General features: G+C 67.9%; 11 protein-coding genes. 7 read left to right on the forward strand and 4 right to left on the reverse strand.

The features are described 5' to 3' along the window. Positions 1 to 64 precede the first annotated feature (64 nt). The 3 genes from HLA98_RS06370 to HLA98_RS06380 form a co-directional block, all read right to left on the reverse strand. Entirely contained in the window at positions 65 to 448 is a 384-nt protein-coding gene (locus HLA98_RS06370) for a CopL family metal-binding regulatory protein (RefSeq protein WP_049447289.1), read from the reverse strand. Positions 449 to 652: 204 nt separating this feature from the next. Beyond that, positions 653 to 2,458: a DNA helicase RecQ gene (recQ, locus tag HLA98_RS06375; protein WP_049447291.1), complete on the reverse strand. Its 1,806-nt coding sequence runs from the start codon at positions 2,456 to 2,458 to the stop codon at positions 653 to 655. Between the two features lie 382 nt (positions 2,459 to 2,840). Next, positions 2,841 to 3,389 carry a Dps family protein gene (locus HLA98_RS06380; protein WP_006385608.1) on the reverse strand — a complete coding sequence of 183 codons (549 nt, stop codon included), beginning with the start codon at positions 3,387 to 3,389 and terminating at the stop codon, positions 2,841 to 2,843. A gap of 86 nt (positions 3,390 to 3,475) precedes the next feature. On the opposite strand from HLA98_RS06380, the gene hrpA reads away from it, so the two are divergent. After that, positions 3,476 to 7,558 (forward strand): ATP-dependent RNA helicase HrpA, encoded by a 4,083-nt coding sequence (gene hrpA / locus HLA98_RS06385; protein ID WP_057499327.1) that lies wholly within the window; start codon positions 3,476 to 3,478, stop codon positions 7,556 to 7,558. 117 nt (positions 7,559 to 7,675) lie between these two features. Here hrpA and HLA98_RS06390 read toward each other — a convergent pair whose 3' ends face one another. Next, positions 7,676 to 8,212, reverse strand: coding sequence for a hypothetical protein (locus tag HLA98_RS06390; RefSeq protein ID WP_057499328.1), 537 nt, complete (start codon positions 8,210 to 8,212; stop codon positions 7,676 to 7,678). Between the two features lie 130 nt (positions 8,213 to 8,342). Here HLA98_RS06390 and HLA98_RS06395 point away from each other — a divergent pair, with 130 nt between their 5' ends. From HLA98_RS06395 to HLA98_RS06420, 6 genes are all read left to right on the forward strand, one after another. Then, positions 8,343 to 10,499: a RelA/SpoT family protein gene (locus HLA98_RS06395; protein ID WP_049443697.1), complete on the forward strand. Its 2,157-nt coding sequence runs from the start codon at positions 8,343 to 8,345 to the stop codon at positions 10,497 to 10,499. A gap of 30 nt (positions 10,500 to 10,529) precedes the next feature. Beyond that, on the forward strand, positions 10,530 to 12,101 hold the full coding sequence (locus HLA98_RS06400) for a hypothetical protein (protein ID WP_057499329.1): 1,572 nt from the start codon (positions 10,530 to 10,532) through the stop codon (positions 12,099 to 12,101). A gap of 63 nt (positions 12,102 to 12,164) precedes the next feature. Further along, positions 12,165 to 13,055 carry an SDR family oxidoreductase gene (locus HLA98_RS06405; RefSeq protein ID WP_057499330.1) on the forward strand — a complete coding sequence of 297 codons (891 nt, stop codon included), beginning with the start codon at positions 12,165 to 12,167 and terminating at the stop codon, positions 13,053 to 13,055. A 73-nt stretch (positions 13,056 to 13,128) separates the two neighbouring features. After that, complete coding sequence (locus HLA98_RS06410; RefSeq protein WP_057499331.1) at positions 13,129 to 14,181, forward strand: glycosyltransferase family 2 protein; 1,053 nt, start codon at positions 13,129 to 13,131, stop codon at positions 14,179 to 14,181. 84 nt (positions 14,182 to 14,265) lie between these two features. Then, on the forward strand, positions 14,266 to 16,704 hold the full coding sequence (mrcB, locus tag HLA98_RS06415) for a penicillin-binding protein 1B (protein ID WP_057499332.1): 2,439 nt from the start codon (positions 14,266 to 14,268) through the stop codon (positions 16,702 to 16,704). Continuing rightward, positions 16,701 to 17,237 carry a hypothetical protein gene (locus HLA98_RS06420; protein ID WP_080354787.1) on the forward strand — a complete coding sequence of 179 codons (537 nt, stop codon included), beginning with the start codon at positions 16,701 to 16,703 and terminating at the stop codon, positions 17,235 to 17,237. The genes mrcB and HLA98_RS06420 overlap by 4 nt, the downstream gene beginning before the upstream one ends. Positions 17,238 to 17,504 lie beyond the last annotated feature (267 nt).

Consider the following 17,504-nt stretch of genomic DNA (forward strand, 5'->3'; position numbering starts at 1 on the left):
CAGACACGTAAAGACGCCGGCAGGTGGCCGGCTACGGTGCGCAGGGCGCACGGTGCATGTGGAATCAGCCGATGGGAGGGCGGGAGATCGGCGGCAGCGGCGGCGCCGGACGGCCATTGGCCGGCATCGGCTGCGGGGCCAGCGAGAGCGCCGGGCCGGCCATGAACGGCAACGGCTGCACGACCAGCAACGGGTGCTGGGCACAGCTGCGCACGCAGTCCTTGATCTGGCAGTGGGCGTCGTGGGCGGGGGCCTTGGCCTGCGGGGCCTCGTTGGCCTGCATGGCGGCGTGGTGGTGGCAGTCGGGGTCACCGCCATCTACGGCGGCCGCGACGGCGTGTGCCATCCGCCCCATTTCCTCGTGACCGCTGGCCATGGCCGCGTTCAGCCCGTTGAGCAACAGGCTGAGCATGAGCACGACACGGAGCAGGGTCGAGGCCAGGGACATGGCGTTAATCTAGCTGCAAGTGGGCGCCGATGCACTTCTGGCTGAATGGCTGGTTCAAGGTTGGACCGGCACCAGTGTAGAGCCGGGCCCACGCTCGGCTGCTTCTGCGCGAACAGCAGCCGAGCGTGGGCTCGGCTCTACAGGGGCGCCCGCGCACCGTTGGGACCATGCCCGGCGGCCGCGCAGCGCGGCAACGCGATACCGTCAGCCCTCTTCGCGCACGATCTCGACCAGGCGTGGGCCGTAGCGGCTGAGCTTGGTACCACCGATGCCGCCGACCCGGGCCAGTTCGTCCAGGCTGGTCGGCCGCTGTTCGGCGATGTTGCGCAGGGTGCTGTCGTGGAAGATCACGAAGGCCGGCACGTTCTGTTCGCGGGCCAGTTCGGCACGCAGGCCGCGCAGCGCGTTGAACAGCGCCAGGTCCTGCGGCAGCACCGACAGGCCGGTGCGCTGGGCGCTGCGCTCGCGCCCGCTGGTGCTGCTGGCTGGGTCGCGGCGCATGCTGATCTGGCGCCGGCCGGTCAGCACATCGCGGCTGGCATCGGTCAGGCGCAGGCCACCGTGGCCCTCGCTGTCCACTTCCAGCAGGCTGGCGGCGACCAGCTGGCGGAACACGCTGCGCCAGGTGCGCGCATCCAGATCGCGGCCGATCGCATAGGTGCTGAGCTTGTCGTGGCCCTGCTGCTTCACCTTCTCGTTCTCGCTGCCACGCAGAACGTCGATCAGATGGCCGACGCCGAAACGCTGGCCGCTGCGGTAGACGCAGCTCAGCGCCTTCTGCGCCGGAATGGTCGCGTCCCACGAGGCGGGTGGCGTCAGGCAGTTGTCGCAGTTGCCGCAGGGCTGGGGATAGGTCTCGCCGAAACCGGCCAGCAGCACCTGGCGGCGGCATTGCATCGACTCGCAGTAGCCCAGCAGGTGGTCGAGCTTGCCCCGTTCCAGCTGCTTGCGTTCTTCGCCGGCCTCGGACTGCTCGATCATCTGCTTCAGCAGCACCACGTCGCCCAGGCCGTAGCACAGCCAGGCTTCGGCGGCTTCGCCATCACGGCCGGCGCGGCCGGTTTCCTGGTAGTAGCCTTCCATCGACTTGGGCAGGTCGGTATGCGCCACGAAGCGCACGTCCGGCTTGTCGATACCCATGCCGAAGGCAATGGTGGCGCACATCACGATGCCATCCTCGCGCAGGAAGCGGCGCTGGTTGTTGGCACGCACTTCCGGGGGCAGGCCGGCGTGGTAGGGCAGGGCGTTGAAGCCCTGGCCGCAGAGGAATTCAGCGGTCTCCTCAACCTTGCGCCGTGACATGCAGTAGACGATGCCCGCCTCGCCACGGTGGCCGCGCAGGAAATCGGTCAGCTGCTTGCGGGCATTGTCCTTCTGCACCACGGTGTAGCGGATGTTGGGGCGGTCGAAGGAGCTGACGAAATGGCGCGCTTCCTGCAGATCGAGGCGCTCGGCGATCTCGCGCTGGGTTGGCGGATCGGCGGTGGCGGTCAGCGCGATCCGCGGAATCTGCGGCCAGCGCTCGTGCAGCACGGTCAGCTGGCGGTACTCGGGACGGAAGTCATGACCCCACTGCGAGACGCAGTGCGCTTCGTCGATGGCGAACAGGGCGATCCGGCTGCGTGACAGCAACGACAGGAAGCGACCGGTCAGCAGCCGCTCGGGCGCGACATAGAGCATGTCCAGCTCACCGGCGAGCAGTTCGCGCTCGACGCGGCCGGCGGTCTCGGCATCCAGGGTTGAATTCAGGTACTCGGCACGCACGCCGAGCTGGCGCAGGGCTTCGACCTGGTCCTGCATCAGCGCGATCAGCGGCGAGATGACGATGCCACATCCGTCACGCAGCAGGGCCGGGACCTGGTAGCACAGCGACTTGCCGCCGCCGGTGGGCATCAGCACCAGGGCATCGTGACCGGCAGCCACATGCTCCACGATGTCCTGCTGGGGACCACGGAAATCGTCGTAACCAAAGACGCGTTGGAGCAGGTCGTGCGCGGGACGGGAAGCCATCCGGCTAGTTTACCCCGGCGGGGGAGTCGGCAGGGCTGCGCCCCGCCTTCGACAGGTTCACGCGGCTGTTGGTAGGTGTCGACCTTGGTCGACACATCTGTCAGATATCGAATGAATTCATCCGTGTCGACCAAGGTCGACACCTACCAGAGCGGACGCTGTTCCGGCAGATCGCGGAAGCCTGTCAAGGGCGGGGTGGGTCCGGTTGCGGGAGTGTCAGCCGCATGGATGCGGCTGCCAAGCCCCCAGGGACGGGTTTACGGCGTCTCCCGCAACCGGACCCACCCCGCCAACCCACAGGAAACCAGCTCTTGCTCTGGTAGTTGCTGTTGCTTCGGCCTCTGCGGGTGCAGGGCGCAGCCCTGCCGAACACCCCCAACCCTTACTGGAGGAGCGAGCGCAGCATCCAGGCGTACTTCTCGTGGGTCTGCAGGCGCTGGGTCATCAGATCCTCGGTCGGGGCATCGTCACCCTTGGCCGCCACCTCCAGCACTTCACGTGCCGTACGGCAGACCGCTTCGTTGGCGACCACCAACTGGCGTACCATTTCACGCCAGTCCGCACTGTCGGTCAGGCCCGGTTCCTCGGCGATCGAGGTCAGCGCAGCGAATTCCCGGTAGGAGCCCGGGGCATTGAAGCCCAGCGCGCGGATGCGCTCGGCCACGTCGTCCAGTGCCGCCCACTGCTCGGTGTACTGCGTCTCGAACATGGTGTGCAGCGAGTTGAACATCGACCCGGTCACGTTCCAGTGGAAGTTGTGCGTCTTCAGGTAGAGCGTGAACGCATCGGCCTGGAACCGCGACAGACCGTCGGCAATCTTCTTGCGGTCGCCCTGGGTGATCCCGATATCGATGTTCGGCGCCGACGGTGCCGCCGCTGCAAGCTTCTGCTTGCCGGTCTTGGGCTTGGTCGTGCTCTTGGTCTTCGCCATGGGGTTCCTCCTTGTGGAATCGTTGGCCTTCACAATAAACCGGTCGTGATGACTGGTCGCTTTCAAAGTTTTGAACGAACCGATTGATGAACTCTATCGATAAAAATCCATCGCCCCGCCTGCGCCAACAGCGTGCCGCCATCGACGGCGCCATGAGCCGCGACCGGGGCCGTTTGCTGGGGATGCTCTCGCGTTGCCAGGCCAAGCCACAGGATGCGGCACTGGCCGCCACCTTTGAGCAGGCCTTGCAGGCGTCGGTGCAGCGCCGGATGACACGGGCGCAGCAGCAGCCGTCCATTACTCTGGACCCGCAGCTGCCGATTGCGCGTGAAGCCGACGCCATCATCGGGCTGATCCGCGACCATCAGGTCGTGGTGATCGCTGGTGAAACCGGCTCGGGCAAGACTACCCAGCTGCCGAAACTGTGCCTGGCCGCAGGCCGTGGCCAGGCCGGCATGATCGGTTGCACCCAGCCGCGACGGATTGCCGCACGTGCGGTGGCCAGCCGCGTGGCGCAGGAACTGCACAGTGAGCTGGGCCAGCTGGTGGGCTACCAGGTGCGCTTCAATGACAAGGTCAGCGAAGACAGCCGCATCAAGTTCATGACCGACGGCATCCTGCTGGCGGAGATCGCGAGCGACCGCTGGCTGTCGAACTACGACACGATCATCGTCGACGAGGCGCACGAACGCAGCCTCAACATCGACTTCCTGCTGGGCTACCTGAAGCAGCTGCTGCGCAAGCGCCCGGACCTGAAGCTGATCGTGACATCGGCCACCATCGACACCGAACGCTTCGCCCAGCATTTCGACAATGCGCCGGTGATCAGCGTCGAAGGCCGTACCTACCCGGTGGAAGTGCGCTACCGCGCGCTGGAAGGCGAGGGCGAAGACCAGGGCGAGCGCACGGTCAACGACGCCATCGTGTCGGCCATCGACGAGATCACCCGCCTGGATGCGCGCGGTGACGTGCTGATCTTCCTGCCGGGCGAGCGCGAGATCCGCGATGCGCACCAGTCGCTGGAACGGCGCAAGTACCGCAACACCGAGGTGCTTCCGCTGTATGCGCGCCTGTCCAACCAGGACCAGGACCGGGTGTTCAATCCGGGGCCGAACCGGCGCATCGTGCTGGCCACCAACGTGGCGGAAACCTCGCTGACGGTGCCGCGCATCCGTTACGTGGTCGATCCGGGCTTTGCCCGCGTCAAGCGCTACAGTCCGCGCAACAAGCTGGACCGCCTGCACATCGAGCCGATCTCGCAGGCCAGTGCCAACCAGCGCAAGGGCCGCTGCGGCCGTATCGCCGAGGGCATCTGCTACCGCCTGTACGCCGAGGCCGATTTCCAGGCGCGGCCGGAGTTCACCGATCCAGAGATCCGCCGCTCCAGCCTGGCAGGGGTGATCCTGCGCATGCTGCAGCTGGGCCTGGGCCGCATCGAGGACTTCCCGTTCCTGGAAGCGCCGGACGAGCGCGCGGTAGCCGATGGCTGGCAGCAGCTGACCGAACTGGGCGCGATCGACGCCGAGCGGCGCATGACCACCATCGGCAAGCAGATGGCGCGCCTGCCGGTGGACGTGAAGCTGGCGCGCATGCTGGTCGCCGCGCAGGCCGCCGGCTGCCTGCGGCCGATGCTGGTGATCGCCTCGTTCCTGGGCATCCAGGATCCGCGCGAACGTCCGCCCGAAGCACGCGGTGCAGCCGACAGCGCGCATGCGCAGTTCGCCGATGGCCGTTCCGAGTTCGTTGGCGTGCTGCGCCTGTGGGATGCCTATCGGCAGGCCCATGAAGATCTGACCCAGTCCAAGCTGCGCGACTGGTGCGGCCGTCATTTCCTCGGCTTCCTGCGCATGCGCGAGTGGCGCGAGCTGCATCGCCAGCTGCGCCTGCTGTGCGAAGAACTGGGCTGGAAGGAAGAGGCCAGCGAGGCCTCGATGGCACCGTTGCTGGCCGGCAGCAGTGCGCCGGCGCCAGCGCGTGATGATGCTGCCGCAGTGAAAGCCACCCGCGGCCAGCTGCACCGCGCCGCGCGCCTGGCCCGCGAAGGCAAGGCCGAGGCCGCACCGGCCCCGGTGGCCGTGCGTGCGCAGAAGGACCAGTCACCGGCGGGTGGGGGTTTCAGCGAACGCGTGCGTGCCGCTGCCTACCAGACCCTGCACCGTGCGCTGGTGGCGGGCCTGCCAACGCAGATCGGCCACCGCACCGAGAAGGGCGATTTCCAGGCGCCGCGCCAGCGCCGGTTCCTGCCGTTCCCCGGTTCGACGCTGTCCAAGCGGCCGCCGCCGTGGCTGCTGGTGGCCAACCTGCTGGATACGCAGAAAGTGTGGGGCATGACCCTGGCCGCGATCGAACCGGACTGGGTGATCGCCGAGCTGCCGCATCTGCTGCTGCGCAAACATTTCGATCCGCACTGGTCGCGCGCGCAGGGCCAGGTGCTGGCGTCCGAGCAGATCAGCCTGTTCGGCCTGGTGCTGGCACCGAGGAAGCCAGTGCACTACGGCCGCATCGAACCGGGCGAGGCACATGACATCTTCGTGCGCCAGGCATTGGTGACCGGCGAGATCAACACCCGCGCCAGTTTCGTGGCCGACAACCAGAAAGTGCTGGAGATCGCCCGCGAGGAAGAGGCGAAGCTGCGCCGCGCCGGCATCGTTGCCGACGAGGACTGGCAGGCCCGCTGGTACCTGGACCGGGTGCCGCCGCAGATCCACTCGGCGGCGGGCCTGGATACCTGGTGGAAGGGACTGGCGCCGGAACAGCGCAAGACCCTGCACTGGTCGCTGGTCGATCTGTTGCCGGGCGAGGGCAGCGAGCAGGAGCGCTATCCGAAGTACCTGGCGCTGGGTCAGGCGCGGCTGCCGTTGCATTACCGCTTCGAGCCGGGTGCCGACGATGATGGCGTGACCCTGGACGTACCGCTGCACCTGCTCAACGCGCTGGACCCGGTGCAGCTGGGCTGGTTGGCGCCGGGCTTCGTCGCCGACAAGGCCTCGGCACTGATCCGCAGCCTGCCCAAGGCGATGCGCCGCAACTACGTGCCGGCACCGGACTTCGGTCGCGCGTTCTACGAAGCGTTCCCGCAGCCCAGTGCCGATGCCATCACCGGCGAACTGGCGCGCTTCCTGACACGCGCAACCGGCGCCACGGTGACTGCGCTGGATTTCGAGCCCGGTTCCATCGAACCGCACCTGCACATGAACCTGCGGCTGCGCGACGAGCAGGGCAAGGTGCTGGCGACTTCGCGCGATCTGGACGCACTGCGCGCGAAATTCGGCGGTCGTGCCGGCGATGCGTTCGCTGCACGCGCTGGGCGCGAGATGGCGGCCGATGGCCTGCGCACGTTCCCGGCCGCGCCGATTCCGCTGCAGGTGCCCGGTGAAGCGGGTGTACCTGCGTATCCGGCGTTGTTGGACGAGGGCGACAGTGTTGCGCTGCGCATCTTCGCCGACCGCCATCAGGCGCTGGAGGCTCATCCACTGGGCGTGCGCCGCTTGCTGGAAATCGCCTTGGCCGAGAAGGTGAAGCAGGCGCGCAAGCAGCTGCCGGTCGGTGCCAAGACCGGCCTGTTGTATGCCGCGATCGAGTCGCAGGAGCGCCTGCGCGGCGACCTGGTCGATGCAGCGATGAATGCCGTGCTGGCCGAGGGCCTGGAAGACATCCGCGATGCGGCGGCCTTCGAGCAGCGCCGTGAGCATGCGGCCAAGGCACTGTTTGGTGAGGCCATGTCGCGGCTGAAACTGGCTGAAACCATCCTGGCCCTGGTGGCGGAACTGAAGCCGATGCTGGAAGCGCCGTTGATGGGTTGGGCGCGCGGCAATCTGGACGACATGGAAGCGCAGCTGGTCGGACTGATCCATCCCGGCTTCCTGCGCGACACGCCGGCTGACGCGCTGGCGCAGTACCCGCGCTATCTGAAGGCGATGATCCTGCGCACCGAGCGTGCCAAGCGTGATCCGCCGCGTGACCAGGCGCGCATGCTGGAGCTGCATCCGTTCCTGGAGGCGCTGGAGGTGGGCGAACAGCAGGGCCTGCGTGAGCGCCCGCAGTGGCAGGCGCTGCGCTGGGATCTGGAGGAACTGCGGGTGTCACTGTTCGCGCAGGAGCTGGGTGCACGCACCGGCATCTCGGCGAAGAAGCTGGCGCAGCGGGTGACCGCACTGCGCCAGGCGTGACTCCGATGATGTGATGACGTAGAGCCGAGCCCATGCTCGGCTGCTTTTTTGATGCCTCGTCATCGTCCCGTGCAGATCGCAGCCGAGCGTGGGCTCGGCTCTACACGATGGGCGGCGTTATTTGGTGCGGCGTACCTTCGGCTGGGTGTTCACGCCGTCGACTTTCAGGTACCAGACGCCCATCACGCCGGGCTTGATGCTGACGGTGGGGGACTGCTTGCGCACACCGGCCAGGGTGCTTGCATCGGTCTGCTCCCATTCCTGGCCGTTGTCCAGCACGTAGACGCGGCCTTTGCCGAAGCCGCGGAATTCGCCCTGCAGCACGCCGACAATCGGCTCGTTGCTGCCGAAATCGAAGAAGCCGCGATTCTTCACGATCACTTCCTGGCGGCCTTCCTCGCGCGCCGATTCCCGTACCGCAGCAACCGCCTGGGTGGTGGCCGCTTCGACCTTGCCCTGCAGCCAGCGGTTCAGCGTGGCCAGTTCCTGCGCGCTGAGCTTGTTCAGGCCGGCCGCCTTGAACTCGGCCGGCGACATCTGCTGCTGCAGGTCACCCTCCACCACGCGCTGGGCCAGCGCAGGCGCCGACAGGGACAGCAGGAGCGCGGCGCAGGCCAGCAGCTGTGGGCGGAAACGCGGGACGATCGAGGGCATGGCGGGACTCTCCTGGGTTTGCCCACGAGTGTAGCGGCATGTCTTCATGCCGGGTGATGGTGGCCGTGGTGATTGTCCCTGAACGGCGCCGGCGCTAGTGTAGAGGCTTCTGTCTTGCCTGCTCGATGCTGTGAACCGCGCTTCCGTCCCCGGCCTGGATGGCCTGTTGAACCGTCCCTCGGCAGCGGTGCTGCCCGCTCCGCTGCGCCAGGCCCTGCGCGAGCACTGGGAAGCGCCGGAGTGCGACCACCAGATGCGCGCCAGCTGGTCGGTGCTGGGCGATACCCTTGACGCACTGGCGATGCTCTCGGCCGATGAGGGCGCAGTGGTCGCGGCGCTGCTGTTCGACCTGCCGGGCCTGCGTGCCAGTCTGGAGCAACTGCCTCTGGGTAACCACAAGGCGGCGGTGATCGGCCTGCTCGACGGTCAGGATGCAGCCGATCCGGTGTGGGCGCTGCATGCCGGCCGCGAGGCGGGGCGCAACAGTGAAGGCCTGCGCCGCCTGCTGCTGGCGATCATCCGAGACCTGCGCGTGGTGCCGATCCTGCTGGCACGGCAGCTGGCGCGGATGCGCGCGGCCGACAAGCTCGATGACGCGCAACGCCGCGCGCTGGCGCAGCTGACCCGCGACATCCATGCACCGCTGGCCAACCGGTTGGGCATCTGGCAGCTGAAGTGGGAGCTGGAGGACCTGGCGTTCCGCCATCTGGAACCGGAGACCTACCGGCGTATCGCGCGCGAGGTGGACGAGACCCGCATCGCGCGCGAGCGCTATGTCGAGAACGTCAAGAAGGTGCTGTCGCGCGAGCTGGTCGCGCAGGGCATCAAGGCCGAAGTCAGCGGCCGCCCGAAGCACATCTACAGCATCTGGCGGAAAATGCAGAAGAAGCGGCTGGCGTTCGACCAGCTGTACGACATCCGCGCAGTGCGGGTGATGGTCGACGACGTGGCCGCCTGCTACGCCGCGCTGGGCGTGGTGCATGCACTGTGGGCGCCGGTGCCCAGCGAGTTCGACGATTACATCGCCCGGCCCAAGGCCAACGACTATCGCTCGCTGCATACCGCCGTGGTTGGCCCGGAAGGGCGCACCATCGAAGTGCAGATCCGTACCCATGAGATGCACTCGCAGGCCGAGCTGGGCGTGGCCGCGCACTGGAAATACAAGGAAGGCGGCAAGGGCGCGGAGAAGTCCTTCGACCGCAAGATCACCTGGATGCGCCAGTTGCTGGAGCAGGCACAGGACGGGCAGGGCAATGAGCTGGCCGGGGCGCTCGACGCCGAGCTGACCGAGGACCGGGTCTACGCATTGAGCCCGAAGGACGAGGTGCTGGACCTGCCGCAGGGTGCCACGCCGCTGGATTTCGCCTACCAGGTGCACACCATGGTCGGCCACCGCTGCCGCGGCGCCAAGGTCAATGGCCGTATCGTGCCGCTGACCTATCGCCTGCGCAGCGGCGACCGCGTCGAGATCCTGACCGGCAAGGAGGCCGACCCGCGGCGCGACTGGCTGATGCCGGCCAACGGCTTCCTGGCCAGCAACCGCTCGCGCGAGAAGGTGCGCAGCTGGTTCCACAAGCTGGACCGTGCGCGCAACGTGCAGGCCGGTCGCGAGCTGCTCGAGCGTGAGCTGAAGCGGCTGGGCCTGCAGCACTCGGACCTGACGGTGGCGGCGAAGAAGTTCCATGCCGACAGCGTTGACGACCTCTACATCCAGGTGGCGCTGGGCGATACCGGCCCGAACCAGGTCAGCCGTACCCTGCTGGAAGCCGAACGTGCAGCGAGCCAGCCGGCGCCCACGCCAACCCTGCCGCGGCCGACTGCCCGCCGCGAGAACCTGGGCAAGTCGAAATTCACGGTGCAGGGCGTGGGCAATCTGCTGGTGCAGCTGGCGCGCTGCTGCCAGCCGGTGGCCGGCGAGCCGATCGTCGGCTACCTGACCCGTAGCCGGGGTGTCACCGTGCATCGTGCAGACTGTGCCGCGCTGGCCCGGCTGGCAGCCACCAGCCCACAGCGCATCCTGCCGGTGGAGTGGGGCCAGGCCGGTGGTGGCTACGAAGTGGACGTGGTGGTCACTGCAGTCGACCGCCGCTGGCTGCTGAAGGACATCACCAACCTGATCGCCCAGGAAGACGCCTACGTGCTCGACATCCACAGTGACAACGTACGCAACAGTGGCCGTGCCCACCTGCGCCTGCGTCTGAAGGTGAGTGACTACGGCCAGCTGTCGACCCTGCTGGGCAAGCTGGATGCGCTGCCTGGCGTGAGCGAGGCGCGTCGCCTCGGCTGAGCTTCACGCTGCCCCGGCTACCCTGCACGCATGGAACGCGAGCCCCCGCATCGCCCGCATGGCGCTGAACATCCTGCGCTGGACCGCGTCCGCCGCGAAGGCCGTTGGTGGTGGCTGCAGGCACGCCACGCGCGCCGGGTGTGGCGCTGGGCGCTGGTCGCGGCGCTGGCGGTGTTCGTGCTGCTGGTGCTGCTGCGCAAGCCATTGGCCGACTGGTTCTGGGGTGAGCCGCAGATCGAACAGCTGCTGGCCGAAGGTGACCGCGCGCTTGCCACCGGCCGGCTGAGCGCGGCCGACGGCAGTGGTGCGCGCGAGCGCTACCAGGCCGTGCTGGCGCTGGATGGTGATCGCCCACAGGCCCGCGAGGGCCTGGCAAGAACCGCTGCGGCCGCATTGCAGCAGGCCCGCGACAAACTGCAGAACGACGACCTCGACGGCAGTGCACAGGCACTGTCGCTGGCTCGCGAGCTGCAGGTGCCGCAGGTCGATGCAGATGCCGTCGACCGCCAGCTGCAGGCACGGCGCAGTGCGGGCGCCGGCATCGGGGCGCTGCTGGCCCAGGCCCGCAATGCCTTCGCTGCCGGGCGGCTGGACGATGGCGACAGCAGCGCGCTGCCGCTGTTCCAGCGCATCCTGGCGCTGCAGCCTGACAACCTGCCGGCACTGGAAGGGCGCGAGGATGCGCTGAGCGATCTGCTGCAGCACGCGCGTACATTGTGCGCGCGCGGGGAACTGGCCGAAGCCGCCGCGATCGTGCAGCGCGCGCGTCAGTTCGATGCGGGCCATGCCGATCTGCCGGCCAGCCAGGAAGCACTGGCGCGGGCGGTGGACGAACGCTTGCGGCAGGCGCAGCGCGCGCTGCAGCGGCAGCAGCTGGAAAAGGCAGCGAAAGGATTCCTGGCCGTGCTGGCGGTGGCACCGGAGGATCCTGCGGCCCAGCGTGGGCGGGAGCAGGCGCTGCAGGCGGTGCTTGCGCGCAGCCAGAGCCAGGCCGATGATTTCCAGTTCGAGGCTGCGCAGCGCGATGCGGCGCTGGCGGAAGAGCTGGGAGCGTCGGCAGCAGCACGTCAGCAGTTGGCGCAGCGCCTGCAACGCGCGCAGCAGGCGCAGCAGTCTCTGAAACAACCGGCCGTCAGTACGGCGCAACGTGAACGACAGCTGCGCGATCACCTGCGCAGGATGGAGCGTGCCGAGCGCGCCGGGCAGTGGATCAGCCCGCCCGGGCATAGTGCGTTTGATGCGCTGCGTGAAGCGCAATCACTGGCGCCACGCGATGCACGGGTGAAAGCTGCAGCCGCCCGCCTGCTGCCCGCCAGCCGCAGTTGCTTCGATGACAACCTGCGGCAGAACCGGGTGCAGGCGGCAGGGGCCTGCCTGCAGGCCTGGCAGACCCTGTCACCCACTGCGAATGGCCTGGCTGCTGCCCGCCAGCGCTTGGCACAGCGATGGCTGGCAATTGGCAGCGAGCGTCTGGGCAATGGCGATGTGGCCTTTGCCGAGCGCGCCCTGCAGCAGGCCGGCGAGCTCGGGGTTGGTGCTTCCAGCAGCGAGTACCAGCAGCTGCGGCAGCGCCTGCGCGACATCGGGGTGTCCTCCCCCTGAGCCTCGCCGTTGCCGGAGGGCTCGCTATAGTAACCAGCCCCGCAACATCCCCACGGAGTGCCGATGACCGTCCTTGTTTCCGGAGCCACCAGCCAGATCGGCCGGTTCCTGCTGCCGCGCCTGGTGCAGGTGCATGAGCGGGTGCAGGCGGTGAGCCGGCGGCCACAACCGGCACAGGACGGTGTGCAGTGGCTGTGCGGAGATCTCGCAAGCGCACTGGACAGCGTGCCGTCCCCTGCCTGGAAAGCGATCGCCAGCTTCGGACCGCTGGAAGGCCTGGCGCAGTGGTTGTCACAGCAGAGCGTGGCTCCGGCCGGTCAGGTCATCGCCACCAGTTCGATGAGCGTGCTGAGCAAGCAGGATTCCGAGCAGGCCGACGAACAGGACGTGGTAGCGATGCTGCAGCGGGGCGAAGCAGGCTTGATCGAACAGGCCGAACGTCTCGGCATGGCGTGGACGATCCTGCGGCCAACGCTGATCTACGGCGCCGGCATCGACCGCAGCATCACCCCGATCGTGCAGCGCGCACTGCGTCTGCGCCTTTTCCCGATCCCGCTGGCCGATGGCCTGCGCCAGCCGGTGCATGCCGATGACATCGCCCGTGCCGTGGTGGCCTGCATCAGCAGCGGCGCGGGGTCCTCGAGGGTGCTGGAAATCGGTGGCGGCGAACGGTTGCCCTATCACGCGATGTTCCGCCGCGTGCATGCGAGCCTGGCGCAGCCGACCCTCGCGCTGCCATTGCCGGGCAGTGCCCTGCGTGGCCTGGCCGCACTGGTTCCGCGCGCTCGCGGCCCGGTGTCACGCCTGCAGCAGGACCTGGTTGCAGACAACGGCCCGCTGCAGGCGTTGTTGGGCATCTCGCCGCGACCGTTCCAGCCAGAGGCGGGCATGTGGCAGCCGATGAGCGCTGCGCAGGCCCTGCAGCGTATCGCTGCCCATCCCGGCAACGGATAGTCAGCGCCGGTTTCCGTGCGCTGGCGGGGGCTCTGCTACCATCCCCCAGCCTTGTTTTCCGCGAGTACGTTCGATGCCTGACACGCCATCCCGATCGGCCGCTGCCGAACGCATTGGCGTCGCACTGTGCACCTACAATGGTGCGCGCTACCTGCAGGCACAGCTGGACAGCATCCTCGAGCAGGATCTGCCGGTGAACGAAGTCGTGATCGGCGATGACGGCTCCAGCGATCAGACGCTGCAACTGCTGCAGGCGTTCGTGCCGCGCGCGCAGGCGCTGGGCGTACGTGTCGAGATCGTCCAGCACGCACAGAATCTTGGCTATGTGCGCAATTTCGCCGACGCGCTGCTGCGTTGCCAGGCCGATATCCTGTTCCTGTGTGATCAGGATGATGTCTGGCATCCGGGGCGGGTCCGCAGCTACGTGCAGCGCTTCCAGGCAGACCCGGCCCTGTTGCTGCTGCACAGCGACGCGCGGTTGGTCGATGCGCAGGGCGCGCCGCTGGGCCAGCGCCTGCTGGAGGTGCTGGTGGTGCATCCGGCTGAAGTGGAGCTGGAACGTTCGGGTCTTGCGATCGACGCGATCCTGCTACGGAACTTCATCACCGGCGCCACCTGTGCCGTGCGTCGCACACTGTTGGCCGATTCACTGCCCGTGCCTGCCGGCTGGAGCCACGACGAATGGCTTGCGATCCACGCCTCGCTGTGTGGAGGGCTGGACATGCTGGCCGAACCGACCATCGACTATCGGCAGCATGGCAACAACCAGATCGGAGCCAGTCGGCGCGGCTTTCTGCAGCGCCTGCGCCATCTCGACCTGTTCGATGCGCAGGCGCGCCAGCGCACGGCGGGGCGCCTGCTGGCCCTGGATGCTCTGCTGCGACAGCGTGGCGTGGTCGTGGCGCCGGAGCGCTTCCAGGGGCTTCACGCGCTGGCCTGGCGCATGGCGTGGTCTCGGCTGCAGCTGTATCGCCGCGCGGATGTTCAGGGGCGCTGGATCGCCCATGACGTGCCGCGCCTGATCGCTCGGTTGGCCAATGTCTGCCTGGCTGGAGCCGGCTGGAAGGGCCTCCGGGCGGCACTGGCAGGGGCCGCGGCAGGCCAGCGGACGTCGCGCCCAGCTTGAACTGCAGTGAAACCGCAGCCCATCGCCTGCCAGCCGCCACGGCGGCTGCGTTAGACTCGCCAGACCCTACCTGCCCGCATCCCCGTGCCCCGACGCTACGATTCCGACGACATCGACGATTACGACGACGACCAGCAGGACAACGGCCCGCTGTGGCGGCGCCGCCTGATCACCTGGAGCATGGCCGCGGTCGCGTTGGGATTGGGCTTCCTGATCCCCTATACGCTGTACCTGAACCAACAGGTGACCCAGCGGTTCGGTGAACTGCGCTGGCAGATTCCGACCCGTGTGTACGCGCGTCCGCTGGTGCTTACGCCGGGCAAGGCGTTGGACGCGGCAACCCTGAAGACCGAGCTCGCCGCGTCCGCCTACCGCGATGACGGGCAGGGCAAGGAGCCGGCCACCTATGCGGTGAACGGTGGGCGCTTCGTTATTTCCAGCCGCGGCTACAACGATGTCGATGGCCGCGTTGCTCCGCGCCGGCTGGAGCTGTCGTTGTCCGACGGTGCGGTCGCTTCGCTGCGCGACGCCGACAACCGCAAGGCCTTGAAGGCCGCACGGTTGGACCCGGCCCGCATCGCCACGCTGTACGGCCAGAAGCAGGAAGAGCGCCGCCTGATCCGCATGGATGAGGCGCCGGATCTGCTGGTGACCGGCCTGCAGGCGGTGGAGGACAAGGACTTCAACCGTCATCACGGCATCGACCTTTCCGGCATTGCCCGCGCGGTGTGGGTGACCATCCGCTCCGGTGGCCAGAGCCGCCAGGGCGCTTCGACGCTGACCCAGCAGCTGGCCCGCAGCGGCCTGCTCGGCATCGGCAAGGAACAGACGGTCACCCGCAAGTTCAACGAAGTGCTTTACGCGCTGATCATGGAAGCGCGCTACGACAAGCGCACCATCTTCGAGGCCTATCTCAACCAGGTGTACCTGGGCCAGCGTGGCAGCCAGGCGATCCACGGCATGTCTTCCGGCGCCGAATTCTGGTTCGGCCGTGACCTGTCGTCGCTGGAAACCGAGCAGATCGCCTTGCTGATCGGCCTGGTCAAGGGGCCGTCCTTCTACGACCCGCGTCGCAACCCGGAGCGGGCGCTGGATCGCCGCAACTTCGTGCTGGGCAAGCTGCACGAAGCCACGCTGATCGACGATGCCGAATACCAGCGTGCGCTGAAGGCGCCGCTGGGCGTGCCCAAGACGCCGGGCCTGGTCGCGGCCAACCGCTTCCCGGCTTACGTCGACCTGGTTCGTCGCCAGCTTGGCCATGACTATCCGGAATCGGCGCTGCAGGGCGCAGGCCTGAGCGTGATGACCGGTATGTCGCCGTCCGCGCAGGCCTATGCCGAAGGCGCGGTGACCCGCACCATCAAGTCGCTGGAAAGCAAGCGTCGCCCCGAACTGCAGGCCGGCATGGTGCTGACCGACGTGCACAACGGTGACGTGCTGGCGGTGATCGGCAGCCGTGAGGTGTCCGAGGTCGGCTTCAACCGCGCGATCGAAGCACAGCGCCCGGTCGGCTCGCTGCTCAAGCCGTTCGTGTACCTGCTGGCGCTGGCTCAGCCGGACCGTTACTCGCTGGCCACCTGGGTCGACGATTCACCGGTGACCGTCCAGCTCGGTCGTGGCCGCAACTGGAGCCCCGGCAATGCCGACAACCGCAGCCATGGCACCGTTCGCCTGATCGACGCGCTGGCGCATTCCTACAACCAGGCCACCGTGCGCGTGGGCATGCAGGTCGGCCCCGAGCGGGTGACCCAGCTGATCCACGTGCTGGCGGGTATCAAGGCCGAAGCGAATCCGGCGGTGATCCTCGGCTCTACCGACCAGAGTCCCTACGCGATGGCGCAGCTGTACCAGTTCCTCGCGTCCGGCGGCGAGATCCAGCCGCTGCACGCGGTGCGTGGCGTGCTCGACCCGCAGGGCAAACTGCTCAAGCGGTATGACAAGACCCCGGCGCCGGCCCAGGAAGGCGACTCGATCGCCGCCAACCTGATCAGTGTCGGCCTGCAGCAGGTGGTTGCCAGCGGTACCGCGCAACGCCTCAACGCCGACGGTCTGGGCCGGCTGCAGCCGGCCGGCAAGACCGGTACCACCAATGACGGCCGTGACAGCTGGTATGCCGGTTACACCGGCGATCATCTGGCGGTGATCTGGATCGGCAACGACCAGAACGAGCAGGCCGGTCTGTACGGCGCCACCGGCGCGATGCGGGTGTGGTCGGGCATCTTCCAGCGCCTGCCGAGCGCACCGCTGCGTGTCAGCAACAAGGGTCTGGACTGGCAGTCGGTGGCGCCCACCGGTCTCAACACGACCGATGAAGGCTGCCCGGGTGCACGCCGCTTCCCGTTCGTGGTCGGCTATGCGCCGGCGTATGCGCCGTGCGCGCCGGCGGTGTCGCCGGACGGGCAGGGCGGTGCAGAAGGCGAAGGCGGTGGCTGGCGCAGCTGGTTCGGCCTGGACCGCAAGCCGGAAGCGCCCGCCGAACCTGCCGCAGCACCTGCCGCTGCCACTCCTCCTCCGAGCCGATGAAGCCGATGAACATGCGATCCCTGCTGCAGCCCCTGGCCTTGACCGGCCTCAGCCTGGCTCTGGCCGCCTGCGTGAGCAGTGCACCGCCGGTGGTCAAGCCGGTCGATACCACCACGCCGGCGCAGCGCCTGGCAGCCGTGAATGCCGCAGCGGGTCCGGACGACAAGGAGCTGTCGGTGCAGCCACTGCGTGATTCGCAGGTGGAAGATCTGCGGGTGACCGCGCAGGCGCAGCGCCAGGCCAACGATCTGGCCGGTGCCGCCAGCAGCCTGGACCATGCGCTTGAAATCGTCGCCGGCGACCCGGCGGTGCTGCAGGAACGTGCCGAACTGGCGCTGCTGCAGGGGCAGTGGGCGCAGGCGGAGACGTTCGCGCGCAAAGCGGTGGATCTGGGTTCGAAGACGGGGCCGTTGTGCCGCCGGCACTGGGCGACGATCGAGCAGTCGCGCCTGGCGCGGGGCGAGAAGGAAAATGCGGTGTCGGCGCATGCGCAGATTGAAGGCTGCACGGTGCCGGGGATCAAGCGGTACTGAGTTTTCAGCCAACGGCGCAGCCCCTCGTGGCTGGCTGCTTGGCCGCGTAAAGCAAAAGCCGCGCTTGGCCGGGCGGGGTGGGTTCGCGGGGGACGCCGTGAACCCGTCCTTGGGGGCTTGGCCGCGGCATCCATGCCGCGGACACCCCCGCGAACCCGCCCCGCCCGACCTCTGACAGTTTCGGTGTGCTGCCAGCCACGGAAGAGAAAAAGAAAATCAAAAGCGGGTCGCGCGCTGCGCGCACTCGTTGTGGGGTCGGAGCCGTTT

This window comes from Stenotrophomonas africana (assembly GCF_013004645.1).
Taxonomy (GTDB): Bacteria; Pseudomonadota; Gammaproteobacteria; order Xanthomonadales; family Xanthomonadaceae; genus Stenotrophomonas; species Stenotrophomonas africana.